Source organism: Pseudomonas sp. Pseusp18 (assembly GCF_059506005.1).
On record NZ_CP169240.1, the window covers coordinates 3,221,337 to 3,236,655 of the forward strand.

General features: G+C 61.7%; 11 protein-coding genes. 3 read left to right on the forward strand and 8 right to left on the reverse strand.

What is annotated here, in order from left to right; genetic code table 11:
* Positions 1-238 precede the first annotated feature (238 nt).
* Both ACEN9A_RS14470 and ACEN9A_RS14475 read left to right on the forward strand, forming a co-directional pair.
* Positions 239-1,096 (forward strand): GNAT family N-acetyltransferase, encoded by an 858-nt coding sequence (locus ACEN9A_RS14470; RefSeq protein ID WP_258668449.1) that lies wholly within the window; start codon positions 239-241, stop codon positions 1,094-1,096.
* Positions 1,097-1,165: 69 nt separating this feature from the next.
* The gene (locus ACEN9A_RS14475) at positions 1,166-1,879 is read left to right on the forward strand and encodes a cupin domain-containing protein (protein WP_258668451.1); all 714 of its coding nucleotides are present in this window, start codon (positions 1,166-1,168) and stop codon (positions 1,877-1,879) included.
* A 251-nt stretch (positions 1,880-2,130) separates the two neighbouring features.
* Here ACEN9A_RS14475 and ACEN9A_RS14480 read toward each other — a convergent pair whose 3' ends face one another.
* The 4 genes from ACEN9A_RS14480 to gabT form a co-directional block, all read right to left on the reverse strand.
* Entirely contained in the window at positions 2,131-3,336 is a 1,206-nt protein-coding gene (locus ACEN9A_RS14480) for an acetyltransferase domain-containing protein (RefSeq protein ID WP_258668453.1), read from the reverse strand.
* Between the two features lie 572 nt (positions 3,337-3,908).
* On the reverse strand, positions 3,909-4,397 hold the full coding sequence (locus ACEN9A_RS14485; RefSeq protein ID WP_003174918.1) for an Lrp/AsnC family transcriptional regulator: 489 nt from the start codon (positions 4,395-4,397) through the stop codon (positions 3,909-3,911).
* Positions 4,398-4,442: 45 nt separating this feature from the next.
* The gene (locus tag ACEN9A_RS14490) at positions 4,443-5,099 is read right to left on the reverse strand and encodes an HAD family hydrolase (protein WP_258668455.1); all 657 of its coding nucleotides are present in this window, start codon (positions 5,097-5,099) and stop codon (positions 4,443-4,445) included.
* Positions 5,100-5,195: 96 nt separating this feature from the next.
* Positions 5,196-6,488: a 4-aminobutyrate--2-oxoglutarate transaminase gene (gene gabT, locus ACEN9A_RS14495; protein WP_019649875.1), complete on the reverse strand. Its 1,293-nt coding sequence runs from the start codon at positions 6,486-6,488 to the stop codon at positions 5,196-5,198.
* Between the two features lie 272 nt (positions 6,489-6,760).
* Between gabT and ACEN9A_RS14500 the strand changes: the two genes are divergently transcribed.
* The gene (locus ACEN9A_RS14500; protein ID WP_258668457.1) at positions 6,761-7,687 is read left to right on the forward strand and encodes a 2-hydroxyacid dehydrogenase; all 927 of its coding nucleotides are present in this window, start codon (positions 6,761-6,763) and stop codon (positions 7,685-7,687) included.
* Positions 7,688-7,922: 235 nt separating this feature from the next.
* Here the strand turns inward: ACEN9A_RS14500 and ACEN9A_RS14505 are convergent, their stop codons facing one another.
* The 4 genes from ACEN9A_RS14505 to ACEN9A_RS14520 form a co-directional block, all read right to left on the reverse strand.
* The gene (locus ACEN9A_RS14505) at positions 7,923-8,312 is read right to left on the reverse strand and encodes a hypothetical protein (protein ID WP_258668459.1); all 390 of its coding nucleotides are present in this window, start codon (positions 8,310-8,312) and stop codon (positions 7,923-7,925) included.
* A gap of 243 nt (positions 8,313-8,555) precedes the next feature.
* Entirely contained in the window at positions 8,556-10,409 is a 1,854-nt protein-coding gene (locus tag ACEN9A_RS14510; RefSeq protein ID WP_258668461.1) for a polyurethane esterase, read from the reverse strand.
* Between the two features lie 97 nt (positions 10,410-10,506).
* A complete protein-coding gene (locus ACEN9A_RS14515) occupies positions 10,507-12,204 on the reverse strand; it encodes a polyurethane esterase (RefSeq protein WP_258668464.1) in 1,698 nt (565 codons plus the stop codon).
* Between the two features lie 23 nt (positions 12,205-12,227).
* Entirely contained in the window at positions 12,228-15,275 is a 3,048-nt protein-coding gene (locus ACEN9A_RS14520) for an autotransporter serine protease (protein WP_258668467.1), read from the reverse strand.
* Positions 15,276-15,319 lie beyond the last annotated feature (44 nt).

The following is a 15,319-nucleotide window of genomic DNA, read 5'->3' on the forward strand; positions in this document are numbered from 1 at the left end:
GCACTCCAAAAAGGGACGGCGAGGCGTTTACTCAGGCCTCCATCGTAGAAAAAAAGCCCAAGCATTTGCTGCCGACCTTATGGGGCAATTAAGTAGTAAGTGTGGTCTGCAGGCCTTTGATGTGAGGAATCTGCCGAATCCTTCCACCCCCCTTGTCAGGCCTTCACGCAGATGGGATACAGGCATCCTCGCGCCGGAAAACCGGTTGATCGCGCACACTGTAAAACGGAGATTCATCATGTCCGCCTCGCACCCTTCCGCTTATGTCTATCGGCCGATGACCGCTGCTGATTTGCCTTCGGCCCATGCCTTGTCTGTCGAGTTGAAGTGGCCTCATCGCCTGGAAGACTGGGCGATGTTGCAGCGGGTCAGCGAAGGCTTTGTGGTGCTCGATGGCGATCGATTGATCGGCACCGCATTCGCCTGCCGGCAAGGCGACTTCGCCACCATCGGCCTGGTGATTGTCAGTGACAACTATCAGGGCAAGGGCATCGGCCGTCGGTTGATGGAACACGCGCTGCTAGCCTGCCAGTCGCGCACGCCGATGCTCAATGCAACCCTAGCCGGCGCACCGCTTTACGCCAGCCAGGGGTTTGTCGAGTTCGGGCGGATTCAGCAGCATCAAGGCCTGGCCCAGGCGCCCGCGCTTGAACCGCTGGCGGATGGTGAAGAATGCCGTCCGTTACAGGCGGCGGATCGGGCTCCTCAACTGGCACTGGCCAACGCCGGCAGTGGTCTGGACCGGCAAGCGGTGCTCACGGAGCTGTTTGCGGTGGCCGAGCATTCGGTGGGCATCGAGCGCGACGGTCAGTTGCGTGCCTTCGCCCTGCTGCGCCCGTTTGGTCGCGGTCGTTGCCTCGGCCCGGTCATCGCCGAAACCCTTGAACAGGCCAAACACCTGATCGCCGTGTTGCTGGCCCAGGTGCCGGACGCTTTCGTGCGAATCGACATTCCAGCGGACAGTGGTTTGAGCGAGTGGCTGGAGCTGGCCGGTCTCAAACAGGTCGACACCGTGGCGCAAATGGCACGGGGCACGCCGCCGCAAGCGGCCAACGGCGTACGCCAATTTGCCCTCGTCACCCAAGCCATCGGCTGATCCCGGCGCGCGATGAAGCGAGCGCCTTCCATCACTTTCTACCCCCCATTTGCAGGGAGCGTCACCCGCATGTCTCAACCCACCATTGTGCTGTTGGCCCGCGCCGACGGCAGCCGCGTGTCTACGTCTTTCAAGGCAGCGCCCTTGAGTTCCATCGATCCGTTCATGGACGGTCGTCAGATCGCCTACATTGGGTCCGACAGCATCTCGGCGGGGCTTGTTTACACCAGCAAATCCTTCGATATCGAGGGCTTCCCGCACACCGAAGTGATTGTGGTCCATGCCGGGCATGTGGTGCTGCAATCCGGGGAACAGGTGCTGGAACTGGGCATCGGTGCCAGCGCCGTGATCGGTCGCGGCACGGCGCTCAGGTTTCAGGCACAACCCGATACTTGCTGGGCCTTCTGCGCCGTCACCAGCCCCAGCGCCGAACAGAAACCGGGGCTGACAGCGCTCGACCCGCTGGCGATGCTGTCCCCTTCGGCGGCACCGGAACCGCAGATACTGATCGGGCCCACGCCGCAGTGCCGCTCGCGCAATGCCTTCGAAGACGACACGACTAATCTGCGCGTGGGTGTCTGGGATTCGACGCCGTACACCCGCCATGGCCGAGCGCACAAACTCAACGAGCTGATGCACCTGCTCGAAGGCAGCGTGACTTTACAGGCGCCGGATGGAACCAGCGTAACCGTCAACCCCGGTGACACCGTGTTCGTACCGCAAGGCGCACCGTGCGCCTGGAGCAGTGCGCGGTATGTGCGCAAGGTTTACGCCGTCAAATAGCGCTGGCCGATTTGAATCAGCGTAATCGGTCCCGGTTACGCTAATCCCGTAGCAGCTGCCGAGCTGTGCGAGGCTGCGTTCGGCTGCGCAGCAGTCGTAATCCCTGAATGCGCAGCGTGCCTGACGGACCGCAGCGCCTGATTTTGCGACTGCTACGCAGCCGAACGCAGCCTCGCGCGCTCGGCAGCTGCTACAAGGCGTGGGCCTCAGAATTTCACACCGAATGGGGGCCACCGAGGGGCGTCTTTGAATCAAAGGTATTTGAGAATCGCGATGTCGCGACGGCGCTGCTTGAGGTTGGCGAACCAGCGCGTCGGGAAGAACAGCAGCACCCCGAGAATCACGCTCCACAGCCAGACCATGGGCAGGTTATCGAAGCCGTAATAGGTGCCCTGATTGGCGCCCCAGATGGCAACGGCCACCAGGTACATGGCCTTGAGCACATACAGGTGCAACAAGTAGAAGAACATCGGCGCACCACCGTAGACCGCCAGAGTCGCGGTGGACCAACGATCCTGGGCCTTCTCGAACAACGCCAGGAGAATCAGCCCCAGGCCAAGGGTCGGCATCAGGAACATCAGTGACGGCGGGTACTTCTTCGCGCTCATGAAGCTCATGAAAGTGCGCAGCGAATCACCGGTCTGCACCCAGGGTTTCTCGCCGTAAACGTTCAGATAGCGGATGAACACAAACGCCGCCAGCAGGCCGAAGCCGACTTTGAGCAAGCGGGAAATCCGCTCTGCCGGGGCCATGTCCTTGCCGAACCACGGCCCGATGGCCCAGCCCAGCAGGATTACGCCGATCCACGGCAACACCGGGTACGTGGTGCGAGCCCGGGTGAACTCGGTGATGTCGATGAATACGCGCTGATGCAGGATCGACCACGGCACGAAGAACGGCGACTCCGGCCCCACGGTCACGCCATCGAGCAGGTTGTGCCCGGAGACGATCGCCACCCCGAGCACGATCAGCCAGCCGCGCTTGAAGTGCAGCAACCCGGCAAGCACGATCATGCAGATGCCGATGCACCAGATCACTTGCAGCCACAGCGTCTTGGGCGGGAACTCGGCGTTCCAGGCAAAGCACACGAACGTGAGCTCCAGCAACACCAGGAATAGCCCGCGCTTGAGCAGGAACACCGACGTTTCATTGGCCGTGTGTTTCTGGCTGTAGAGCCAGGCCGACAACCCGGTGAGGAAGATGAACACCGGGGCGCAAAGGGTGCTCAGCAGGCGGGTGAAGAACAGGTCCGGGGTCACGCTCAAGGCATCGATCGGGTCGGTGACCTGGCGGTGCAGCAGAAAGGTTTCGCGCACATGGTCGATGAGCATCAACAGCATGACAAAACCGCGCAGAGCATCGATGGCCAGCATCCGGGTGTTGGTTTTGGCAACGCTGGTGGCCAGCGCAGGGGAAACACTTCCCGCCTGCCCTGCCACGCTTGTGGATAGGGTCATATCAGTTACTCATGTCTTGGTCAGTGGACTACCGCTGGCTCAGCCCTGTTTCTTCAGCCTGGCAACTTCCGATGCCGGCAGCTGCGACGGCGCCCGCGGCAAGGGTACCTGACCTTCCTTTCGATAGAACGACAGTGTTGAACTGAAGCCGTGCAACGACCTGCCCCTCTCTCTGAACGCATTACAACGCAGGCGATTTTGCGCTTTGTTCCGAATTCATCGCCCGTAATGCAAACGAAGACTGTTTTCGCCGCGTAAACAGCGGTTTATACGGCCTGCGCCAGCATGAAGCGTGTTGAAGCGGTTGTGCGGCCCCGATGTCCGATTGAGGTGCATGCCCAAACCGAATTCTCCGTAGCAGCTGTCGAGCAGCGCGAGGCGGCGTTCGGCGGCGAAGCAGCCGCAAAATCAGTCACTGCGATCCGTCAGGTACACCGTGCATTCAGGGTTTACGACTGCTACGCAGCCGAACGCCACCTCGCGCTGCTCGGCAGCTGCTACACAGAGCCCGTCGCGCGCCTCTTTCGAAGGCGCGGCAGGCTGCAAGGGAATGGGGGGATGTGGCGTCAGCTTCAGTGCCGCAACAATTTGCGCAGCGGCACGCCGTCCTTCAGTACGGGTGACTTGATGACGATGTAGCTGAAATACTTGGAGATGCCGATGTTCTTGTCCAGCAGGCTTTCGACGACTTCCTGATAATGCTGGATGCTGCGTGTCATGAAGCGCACCAGGTAATCGTAGCCACCGCTGATCAAGTGGCATTCGAGCACTTCATCGACCAGACGGATATTGGACTCAAACTTGGCGAAGTCCTCGCGCTTGTGGTCGCTCAAGGTGATCTCGGTGAACACCGTGACCGAGTCGGTGATCTTGGCCAGGTTCAGGTGAGCCTTGTAGCTGGAAATATACCCGGCCGACTCCAGCCGCTTGACCCGTTGCAGGCAGGGGCTGGCCGACAGGCCCACGGCATCGGCCAGGCTGACGTTGGTCATGCGCCCGTCCTTTTGCAGCTCAACCAGGATGCTGATGTCGATTCGGTCCAGTTTTACTAAACCTTCCATTGCGTACCTCTTGACTGCCGTTTGTAAGACAATCTTCTAGCAAAATCAGCGCCGTAAAGACAGCTGATGCTGAGCCACCAGATCCGCCATGCTGTTGATGCAGTAATCCGCCGCGCACGGCGACGGGTGTCTGGCCCGGCCGCGACAGATCAGGCAGACCGCGCCCGCCCCCGGTTGCCGGGCGCCAGGCCGGGTTACCTGGAGGATGGTGTTGGCATCAAGGTCATTGGCCGCCAGCCAGTCATGATCCTGCAATGGGTCGCTTGCCAGGGAAATAAAATCGTCGGGCATGATCCCCAGGCGTTCGCACAGCAGGCCGCGATCTTCGGCGTCACGGTCGCCATGCACCAGCAGGCGATAGAACTTGCGCAAGTACAGCATGGCGCCGGGTGCATCCTCGAACAACGACCAGCCGACGACGGACCGGGCGAAGCTCATGCCCTCCTCCCAGCTGGCTTTCAACTCCCAGCGCTCGGCCAATTGACGGTGGGCGAAACACAGCAAACCACTGAAGCCCAACTCGCCGAAACGCGGGTACAGCGCCTGCACCACCTCGCTGAATTCGGCCAGCACCTGTGCCTTGTCCGGGTGACCGCCACGGCTGTCGAGCAGCGGCTGCAACGCCGCCCAGACTCCGGAGTCGCGATCCACCAGCACCTCATCGCAATCGATCAGCAACGCTCGATAATCAGTCAGCCCCATGGTGTGTAAAGCCTCCGATGATGCATTCCATCAATCCATGCTCCATAAATGCTCACGGGCGATGCCGTGTGGCAGCGCCCGTGAGCTGGCGTGAGCTCAGTTCAAGACTCGTGCCAGTGCCGCGTCGAGAATCTGCAACGCTTCATCGATCTGTGCTTCGCTGGTCACCAGTGGCGCGAGGAAGCGCAACACGTTGCGTTGCACGCCGCACTTGATCACCAACAGGCCACCGGCCCGGGCTTCGTCGATCAGTCGTTGGTTGAGGTCGGCATCCGCGGTCCGTGCCTCGTCATCCTTGATCAGCTCGATCGCCAGCATGAAGCCGCTGCCGCGCACGTCGCCGATCCGCGGGTAACGGGCCTGCAAGCGCAACAGTCCCTGACGCAGACGCTCGCCCAACGCTTCGCCACGGGCCAGCAACTGCTCTTGCTCGTAGGCCTCGATCACCGCCAGCGCCGCCGCGCACGACAGCGCGTTGCCGCCGTAAGTACCGCCAAGGCCGCCGGGCAATGGCGCGTCCATGATCTCGGCTTTACCGACCACACCGGACAGCGGCAAACCGCCGGCCAGGCTCTTGGCCACGGTGACCAGATCCGGCTGAATCCCGGCGTGCTGGAAACCGAACCATTTGCCGGTACGCCCGAAACCGGTCTGGATCTCATCGAGGATCAGCACGATGCCGTGCTTTTCAGTCAGGGCACGCAGGGCCTGTAGAAACTCCGCCGGTGCCGCAAGGAAACCGCCATCGCCCTGCACCGGTTCGATGATGATCGCCGCGACCCGCTCAGGCGCCACTTGGGTCGCCAACAACTCGTCCAGTGCCTTGAGCGCCATGTCGCTGGTGACACCGCGATAGGCATTCGGATACGGGGTGTGGAAGACCTCCGGCGCGAACGGCCCGAAGTTCTGTTTATACGGCTGGCTCATGCCGGTCAGCGTGGTGCCGAGCAAGGTCCGGCCATGGAACCCGCCACGAAAGGCGATCACTGCCGAGCGGTTGGTGTGGGCGCGGGCAATCTTCACCGCGTTTTCCACCGCTTCGGCGCCGGAGGTAAAGAACGCTGCTTTATAAGCGTCATGGCCGCCGATCATTTCGCACAGGCGCTGGGCCAGGTCGAGATAAGGCTTATAGGCCACCACCTGAAAACACGCGTGGGAGACTTTCTGCAACTGCGCCTGCACCGCCGCGACCACCTTCGGGTGATTGTGACCAATGTTAAGCACACCGATACCGCCGACAAAGTCCAGGTAGCGCTTGCCGTCCACGTCCCACAATTCTGAACCCTGGGCCCGATCGATCACCAACGGGTGCGCGGTAACCAGGCCACGTGGCACGAATTGATCGCGCTGACGGAGCAAATGAGGGGTTTCGTCGACTTTGCTATTCATGGCATTTCCCATCGTGAGTCCGGCAACCGGGAAGTGGTTGCGATGGTGTTCAGGTTAAGGCTTGCGCGAAACGAACTACGCCGAACTTGCCCCCTGAGAAATTCGGATCGACTGTTTTCACCCCGCCAAACGGCAGATTCCTTCAGCCCGCCGAATCTGCCGATGCCGGGTCGATACAAGATCACACAACCCGTTAAAGCCGCTGCTTTCGACAGATCCTGCGCTGGTATTGCGCGATGATGGGCAGCCCCTTCACCTTTCAGGAAATGCCCATGGCCCTGCTGTATAAAGCTGACCCTGTGCGCGGCGAACAGTGGAAAGCGCTGTTTGCCGAACACGCCCCGGATATCGAATGGCGCGCCTGGCCGGACATCGGCGACCCGAAGGACATTCAATACCTGGCCGCGTGGCAGGCACCTGACGATCTCGACGTTGTGCTGCCGAATCTGCAAGTGCTGTTTGCCCTGTCCGCCGGCGTCGATCAACTCGACCTCGGACGCCTGCCGGCGAGCTTGCCGGTGGTGCGCCTGCTGGATCCGGGCATCACCCGTGGCATGTGCGAATACGCGACTTTTGCCGTACTCAGCCTGCACCGCGACATGCTGCGCTATCGCCAGCAACAAATAGCTCGCTGCTGGCAGGCGCACTTGCTGCAACCGGCGGCCAAACGTCGGGTTGGGGTCATGGGGCTCGGCGCCCAGGCGCAGCAGATTCTGGCGACCTTGCAACCGCTGGGCTTTGCCTTGTCTGGCTGGGCGCGCAGTGCCCATCACATTCCGGGGATCGATTGCTATGCCGGCAACGCGCAACTGTCGGCGTTCCTCAGCCAGTGCGACATTCTGTTGTGTGTATTGCCGCTGACCGAACAGACCCAGGGCATTCTTGATCGCAACCTGTTTGAGCAACTGCCCAAGGGCGCGGCGCTGATCAACATGGGCCGTGGCGGGCATTTGATAGAAGAGGATCTGCTGGAAGCGCTGGGCAGCGGGCATTTGAGCGGCGCGGTACTCGATGTGCTGCAGCAGGAACCGGCACAGGAGGATCATCCGTTCTGGCACCACCCGCAGATTCTGCTGACGCCACACATCGCCGCGATGACCCAGCCGGAAAGCGCGTTCGGGGTGTTGCTGGAAAACATCCGCCGGCATCAACGGGGTGAGCCGATGCTCGGCGAGATCGATCGCGCACAGGGGTATTGAGCGCCCATGCAGTAACGGGCGCTCAGGGGCTAATGCCGGTCAGTTCAGCCGGAACGCACTCTTTGTGCGTTCGCCGTAGCAGCTGTCGAGCTTGCGAGGCTGCGTTCGGCTGCGAAGCAGTCGTGAATCCGGCTAACGCGGTCTGCCTGATGCACCGCAATGTCTGGTTTTACGACTGCTCTGCAGCCGAACGCAGCCTCGCAAGCTCGACAGCTGCTACAGATCGCATTACGGCTTAATTGTCCGGCATTAATAGGTTTAGTGAGTTCCCGGGAACGTTGTTATCACAGGAAATGTATTGCCCGCCACGCCGGATCAGTTGTTCCTGCATTCGCTGGCAGCGCTCCTGTTCCTGCTGCATCGAACGGTCGATGCTGATGTTGCCGGTCTTCTCCGGTTGTTTGCCGTCACCCAGGCGCACGGTCACCCAGGGCTGTTCCGGCTGGAGCTGGAAGCGGCTTTTTTCTTCGACGGGCTTGGCGGTTTCGGCGGCTGCCGGTTTCGGCAACTGATCGGAAGTGACCCCGTAACGGGTCAGAATCGAGCTCTGAGGCAGTTCTGCGGCGGCGGCTGCCGATAACAAGGCCAGCGCCAGACCGAAGGTATACCTCTTGCTGTTACTCACGTTACTAAATCTCCTGTACTCAATGGCGGCATGCAGCTATAGCGTTATAGCGTAACGCATGAGAGGGCTGATGCTTTAGTGCCAGTTCCTGTTGGTGCAGGTATTCAAGTCCGGGAGCGGTTGGTGAGTCACGGAGACAACCGCGTTATCGTTCTTTGCGGGCAAGCCTCGCTCCTGCATTGGAATGCATTCCCTGGAGCGAAGCTTGCTTGCGAAGAGGCCCTTACCGGCGCCCCATTACCCTCAGGCGATCACAATCGCGCTACCGGACAAACTGTCCAGCCCGACACCCACCAGGGTCACCGAATCACTGCCAAATGTCAGCAAAGTATCCTGCCCCACCGCCGTGGCATGGGCGCGGAAGTCGTCGTTTGGTGCGACGCCCTGAACCCCGAGGAACACCAGTTTGTCGTTGGACTGGTAGCCCACCACCCGGTCATGGCCAAATGTGCCGCTAAACAGGAAAGTATCAATCCCGCCGCCCGACTCGATCAGGTCATTACCCGCCCCGCCGACAAACACATCGTTGCCGGCGCTGCCGATCAAGTGGTCGTTGCCGTCCAGGCCAAACAACCAGTCGCCCGTTGTATGGGCCTTGAGGGTGTCGGCGCCGGTGGTGCCCTTCACGCTCGAGGCGTACTGGGTCAGGTTGCTGCCGACGGTGAGGCCATTGGCGGTGACGCTGTGGGTCACGTCATCCTTGAACAGGCCCCAGAGAAACCCCGGTTCCTTGGTAACGATGCTGCCGATGTCGCGGGTGATGCTGATGCCGCCATTGGCGTCACGCACGTACAGGTTGCCGGCACCGTCATTGGCGAAGACGAAATTCTTCACCGACTGTTGCAGGTCCAGCACGTTGCTGCCCTTGCCGCCCAACAGGATGTTGTAGCCACCACTGTCGCGGAAGGTGTCGTTACCGTCGCGGCCTTCGATGTAGTCGTTGCCCTTGCCGCCCTGGATCAGGTCATTGCCGTCGCTGCCGATGATGAAGGTGCTGCCTTTGTGGGTTTCGGCGTTGCGGTTCAAGTCCTGGACCCAGGTGTTGGCTCGCGCCGGGTCCGAGAGGTTGGCGACGATGATCGTCGAATCCTTGCTGGTCAGGTCGTAGAATTTGGACTCCAACACCCGGGTCATGCCGTCGCCGTAACCGGTGGGCAAGTGCGAGATCCAGGTAGGAATGTTAAGGATGGAATACGGCAACACATTCCACGCCGTCGAGGCGTAGTGGTCGTTGAAGCTGACGATGTTATCGGTCGCTGAATCCTTGGGAGCATCGTGCACGCCTACCGAAGCCAGGTTGAACGACGAGCCGTCGAGGGCGCGGAACACCGGGTCGTTTTCGTAACCGATGTTCAGCACTTTGTCGCTGCTGCTTTGGGTCGGCGAGGCGTAGGCGATGTAATTGGAGTCCTGGTAGAACCCGGACCATTTTTCGCTGCTCAAGTCCGCCAAGCTGTTGACGGCCAACCCGCCGAGGCTGTGGCCGCTGACCAGCACGTCCTTGCCTGCCAGGCCATTGGCCTGGGCAAACGCCGCGACTTTGCCGAGCAAATTGCCAAAGGCTTCGCCCACATAGTTTTTCGCGTAATCCTTGGGGCCCAACGCCGCCAGCAGATCGTTGATCACATCGCCGATGGAATCGCCGATCTGGATTTCCCGTGGGCCGCTGGTGCCGCGAAAAGCGATGCCGATTTCCGTGAGATGGCCCTGGGCGTCGTACTTGCCGAGGATCTCCACTTGCGCACTGGTGTAACCGGCCTTCTCGCCGAAGAAGGTTCCGCGAGCGTCGGTCTTGCCGTCATAGCCCAGTTGCGCGGCGGTGATTGGTGTCCAGCCGGCCTTTTGCACGGCGTCGAGCGCGGCCTTTTCCGAATCGGGGTTCCAGGGAATGCCGGGAATGACGCCCTGGGAGTCGGTGCCGCCGATCAGCGCGGTCACCAGGGTTGCCGGCAAGCCCAGGCCGAAGCCGTTTTGCTGGTACCCGGTGGCGAAACCGTTGTCGAGGTTGTGATAGGAATACAGCGTGATCGCCATGGCATCGCTGAACAACGCCTTGGAGTCTGCTGCGCCGAAGTTTTTGTAGTCATACACACCCATTGGTATTGCCTCTCTCTTTGTTGGAATTGTCAGAGATAGCTCACAGCCAGGACGCCTCGATCACGAGGCGCCCCGGAGCATCCAGTGCATGCAGCCTTTACGCAAAGGTAATTCCCGAAGCCGACAGGTTATCCAGTCCCACCCCCACCAGCGTCACGGCGTAATCGCCAATCTTCAGCACTGTGTCGTTGCCGGCCTGTGAGGCATGCTGGGTGTAGTCATAGCCCTGCCCCGCGCCCTGGACGCCGATGAACACCAGTTTGTCGCTGCCCTGGTAGCCATTGATCGCGTCAAAGCCGAAGGCGCCGCTGAACAAAAAGGTGTTGCCGCCGCCTGAGGCATGCATCACGTCATTGCCCGTGCCGCCGACGAAGGTCACGTGGCTTTTGTCGCTGCGCAGCAGGTCGTTGCCGGCGTTGCCGAACAGCCAGTCACCGTCGACGCTGGCCACCAGCGTGTTGCCGTAGGCGTCGCCGTTGAGCGAATGGTTGTAGTGGGTCAGTTCCGTACCATTGAGCAAGCCATTGGCGGTGACGTTGTAGGTCACCTCCTTGCTGCCCCACCATGAACCCGACTCCTTGCTCACCAGCGCGCCGATGTCGCGGGTCATGCTGATGCCGCCGTAGGCGTCGCGCACATACAGGGTGCCGTCGCCGTCATGGGCAAAGCTGAAGTTCTGCAACGGCTTCTGCAGCTCGAAGGTGTTGCTGCCCTTGCCGCCCAGCAGCAGGTTGTAGCCGCCGTCATCGCGGAACCGGTCGTTACCGTCTCGACCTTCGATGAAGTCATTGCCGGCGCCGCCCTTGAGCCAGTCATTACTGTCGGTGCCGATGATGAACGTGCTGCCGGTGTGGGGCTCGCCGCTGCGGCCCAGGTCCTCGACCCAAGTTGTGCCTCGGGACGACTCCGACAGGTTGGAAACGATCAGCGTCGAGTCCTTGTCGGTGAGGTCGTAGAAGCGCGAGTCGATCACCCGGTTCAAGCCGTCGGCATAGCCCAACGAGCCATGGGCCGACCAGTTCAGCGGGTTGAGGATGCTGAACGGCACCAGGTTCTGCGCGGTGGACGCGTACTGGTCATTGAAGTTGACGATGTTGTTGGTCGCCGAATCCTGATGACCGTCGTGCTTGCCCAGCGAGCCACTGCTGAAGGTGGTGCCGTCAAGCACGCGAAACACCGGGTCGTTCTCGTAACCGATGTTCAGCACGTTGTTGCCGGTGGCGCTTTGGGTCGGCGAGGCGAAGGCGATGTAGTTGGCGTCCTTGAAGAAACCACCCCAGTTATTGCCGCTCAACTCCGCCAGGCTGTTGACCCCCAACCCGCCGAGGCTGTGCCCGCTGACCAGTACGTCCTTGGCGCTCAGGCCGTGGGCGATGGCAAACGCGGCGACATTTTTGAGCAAAGTGTCGAAGGCATTTTTCGCGTAGTTCGTCGCGTAATCCACCGGGCCGACCGCGGCCAGCAGGTTGTTTTTCATGTCACCGAAGGTGTCGCTGTAGCCCAGGCCACCGGTGCCACGGAAGGCGATACCGAGGCCGATCAGCTGCCCTGCCCCGTCGTATTTACCGAGGATTTCGGCTTCGGCGCTGGTGAAGCCGTCCTTCTCGCCATAGAAGGTGCCTTGAGGCCCGACCTTGCCCTGATAGCCCAGGGCCGCCGCGCCAATCGGCGCCCAAGCGGTCGCCGGCAGTGGCTGGCCGGTGGGCGTGTACGCGTAGAGCGTCAGCGCGATCGCGTCGGAGTACAACGCCTTGCCGGCCTCACTGCCGGCATTTTTGTAATCAAACAGTCCCATGTTGTTGCTTCCTTTGCGTCAAATCAGAACTGCCAGTCCAGGGTCAGGCCCACACCGTGGTCTTTTTCCCGGGAGCCGAGCAGCCCGTTGTAATCCAGGTTCAAACGGGTATCGCGGCCCAGCGCCAGTCCGGCACGGGCGCCGACCACCGCGGCATCGCGGTCCATCGACACGCTTTGCACGCTGAACGCGGTGTTGCCGTTGACGAAGGCCAGGTGGTCTTCGGAACGGGTGTTGCTCAGGTTGTGCTGCCAGCCGAGCGTGCCGGACAGTTCCAACTGGTGCTGGTCGGACAGCGCAATGGCTTTGCTCGCCCGCAGACCGAGGGTCGAGAGCACCGCATCGCGGTTGTTTTCACCGCCCTTGAGTGCGGCGGCGTCACCTTTTTCGCTAAAGCTGTCGCTGTTCAGGTGCACGTAGGCCAGGTTGGCGAACGGCTCCAGTGCCAGCGGTTGCAGGTCCAGGCGATAGGCCGCTTCGGTGAACAGCTGTGCAGTCGTCGCATCGCGTTTGGATTTCTGCTTGCCGCTGACGTCACCGAATTGCAGGTCGCGTTTGACGTCGATGCGATGCCAGCTGTAAGCACCGCCGACACTCAGGCGCAGCGCGTCGATCTCATGGCCCAGGTAGGCGCCCAAGTGGTAGCTGTCGACCGATGCCTGCGAATGCGTGCCGTCGCCCATGCTCAACGAGCTATCGCTGTAACCAGTGACGAAACCCAACCGCGTATGTTCAGTGATCAAGCCATCGACACCGGCCAGCAGCCCGCCAATGGAGCTGTTGGAACTGGCGTTGTCATGCCCGCCATCGCTCTTGCCCCAGGCGCCGAGCACTTTGAGCCAGGCATTGCTGCGGTCATCGGTCGGTGCGCCGGCGTCGAACAGATCACGCTTGCGCAAGCGTTCGCCGACGGCATCGCGCAGGTAGCGGCTGTCGTTGATCAGCAGCGTACCGATCGCCGGATGAATCTCGCCAGACAGCTGCTGGAACGCTTGTTGCGCGACAGCGGCGGTCGGCGACAGCAGCAGGGTTTCGTACAGCGGATTGCCTGCGCCCAGTTGCTCGGCGGCAGCGGCCACGGCGCGTTGGTTCGGGGTTTGGCCGGCACTGGTGAACGACGTTGCGTTGCGAACGACGGCCAGTTGAATGCCGCCCGCCGAATAATCGAGAGTGCCGCCGAGGAACAGGTAGTCCGGCACTACCGCACCGAAGCGCCCTTCAATCCCGCCTGCTGCTTGCAGAATGTTGTACCGAGTGCCGAGCAGGGTTTTCGCCTCGCCGGTGGTCAACAGCGTCGGGCTGTTTTCCAGCGACAGGCTGACCGTTGCGCCGTCAATGATCGCCTTGCCGCCGGCGATGATCTGGTCGCTGCTGGTGGGCGACAGTTCTACGGCGTAGGTCGAACCAGGTTCGAAGGTCACGTCGCCCGCCACCTGCAAGGTGCCGATTGAGTTGCCGGGCGCTACGGTGCCGCCGCTTTTGGCGGTCAGCGCCGCAATGCTGCCGTTACCACCAAGGATGCCGCTGTTGTTGACGGTGACGGCCGACAGCAGCGAACCGTTGATCGCCAATCGGCCCTGATTGACCAGGGTCGGGCCGGTGTAGGTGTTGGCGCCGGTCAGCACCAGTGTGCCGATGCCCTGCTTGGTCAGGCCGCCATGGCCGGAAATGTCGTTACGCCAGAAGTCGAGCCCGCAATGCACGTCATTGCACACGCGCTCGGTGGGTTTGCCGGCGTCGATGATCGCGCCGATACCCGGCAAGTCCGCGACGAACTGGCTGGAGCCGTAGGCGCCGTTGATGCGGAACTCCTCGGGAATGTCCTGCTCGGTGACGAACATCGCCGGGCCATCGATGCCTTTGCGCAGGTTGATCATGCCCCAGCCGTACAGTGCGTCGACGCCGGGTGCGCCGAGGTCGGTAGCGGTGGTGCGCAGCACGCTGGCAACTTGCGCGCCGGTCATGTACGGGAAGCGTTCCATCAACACTGCCACCGAGCCGGCAACGTGCGGCGCCGCCATCGAGGTGCCGTTGTAGTTGGCGTAGCCGGTGGTCAGGTCAGCGGCATTGGTGCCGCTGATGATCGAGCTATAGATGCGGCTGCCCGGTGCCGACACGCAGAAACTCGCGGTGTAGCCGCAACGCGACGAGAAGGTGCTGATGGTGTAGAGGTCCGGGCTGTTGATGTCCGGGTTCTTCTGCAACGCGGCGACGGTCATCCAGTTCGGCGTGATCTGGGGGACGAAGTAACCGAGGCCGGCGATGGCGTCCGGGTTGTTGAGGTTGTAGTCGTTGCCGGCGGCGAAGATCGTGACGATGCCGCTGCGGGCCGCCGCGATGGCGCCGTCGTAGGCACCGCCGGGTTTGGTCCCGAGCAAGGTCTGGATTTCGTTGAATTGCAGCTGCGCGTCCTGCACGGTGAAGTGCGGGTATGCCGGGTCCCGGCCGCCGAGGTCGAAGCGGTCGGTGATGCCGATGCCCCAGCTGTTGTTGATGATCCGCGCGCCGCTGGCGATCAGGGCGTCCCAACCGGCCTTGTACACCGCGCCGTCGTTGCCACGGATGATGCCGTCTTCCGGGCCCGGGTCGCCGTTGTCGGCGCTGATGATCTGCGCGCCAAAGGCGACGCCGTGCATCGGCCCGCCATCGCGACTGCCCGCGGCGATCCCGCCGACGTGTGTGCCGTGGGCGCCGAGTTTGCCGTTGGAGCCTACCGAGGGCGAACCGTCATAGAGAAAAGCGTCCCCGGCTTTGACCGGAATGTACGGGTCGGTGTATTCGCGGATGCCGCTGGTGATCAGGGTTATCACCTTGTTGGCCCCGGAAAACTCCGGGTGCAAGGCGTAGACCGGCTGGTCGAAGATCCCCAGTTTCACCCCTTTGCCGGTGTAACCGGCCGCATAGGCATCCTGAGCGTTGATCGCCCCCAGCCCCCAGTCGGCGTTGAACTCCGCGCTGCGCCAACTGTTCGGGTCACCGACCCTGCCGTTTTCCACGTAGGGTGCCGCGTGTGCGGTGCCCAGGGTTGCCAGTGCACAGAGCAAGGCAAGTTTGTTGTACTTGTTATCCATCAAGCTACCGTCCTTAGTTGTGTTGCAAAAATCCATGTGCCTTC

Bases quoted from the DNA above. Each gene is read 5' to 3' on its own strand.
- ACEN9A_RS14470 (WP_258668449.1), top strand. From the start codon at position 239: ATGTCCGCCTCGCACCCTTCCGCTTATGTCTATCGGCCGATGACCGCT.
- ACEN9A_RS14475 (WP_258668451.1), top strand. From the start codon at position 1,166: ATGTCTCAACCCACCATTGTGCTGTTGGCCCGCGCCGACGGCAGCCGC.
- ACEN9A_RS14480 (WP_258668453.1), bottom strand. From the start codon at position 3,336: ATGACCCTATCCACAAGCGTGGCAGGGCAGGCGGGAAGTGTTTCCCCT.
- ACEN9A_RS14485 (WP_003174918.1), bottom strand. From the start codon at position 4,397: ATGGAAGGTTTAGTAAAACTGGACCGAATCGACATCAGCATCCTGGTT.
- ACEN9A_RS14490 (WP_258668455.1), bottom strand. From the start codon at position 5,099: ATGGGGCTGACTGATTATCGAGCGTTGCTGATCGATTGCGATGAGGTG.
- gabT (WP_019649875.1), bottom strand. From the start codon at position 6,488: ATGAATAGCAAAGTCGACGAAACCCCTCATTTGCTCCGTCAGCGCGAT.
- ACEN9A_RS14500 (WP_258668457.1), top strand. From the start codon at position 6,761: ATGGCCCTGCTGTATAAAGCTGACCCTGTGCGCGGCGAACAGTGGAAA.
- ACEN9A_RS14510 (WP_258668461.1), bottom strand. From the start codon at position 10,409: ATGGGTGTGTATGACTACAAAAACTTCGGCGCAGCAGACTCCAAGGCG.
- ACEN9A_RS14515 (WP_258668464.1), bottom strand. From the start codon at position 12,204: ATGGGACTGTTTGATTACAAAAATGCCGGCAGTGAGGCCGGCAAGGCG.
- ACEN9A_RS14520 (WP_258668467.1), bottom strand. From the start codon at position 15,275: ATGGATAACAAGTACAACAAACTTGCCTTGCTCTGTGCACTGGCAACC.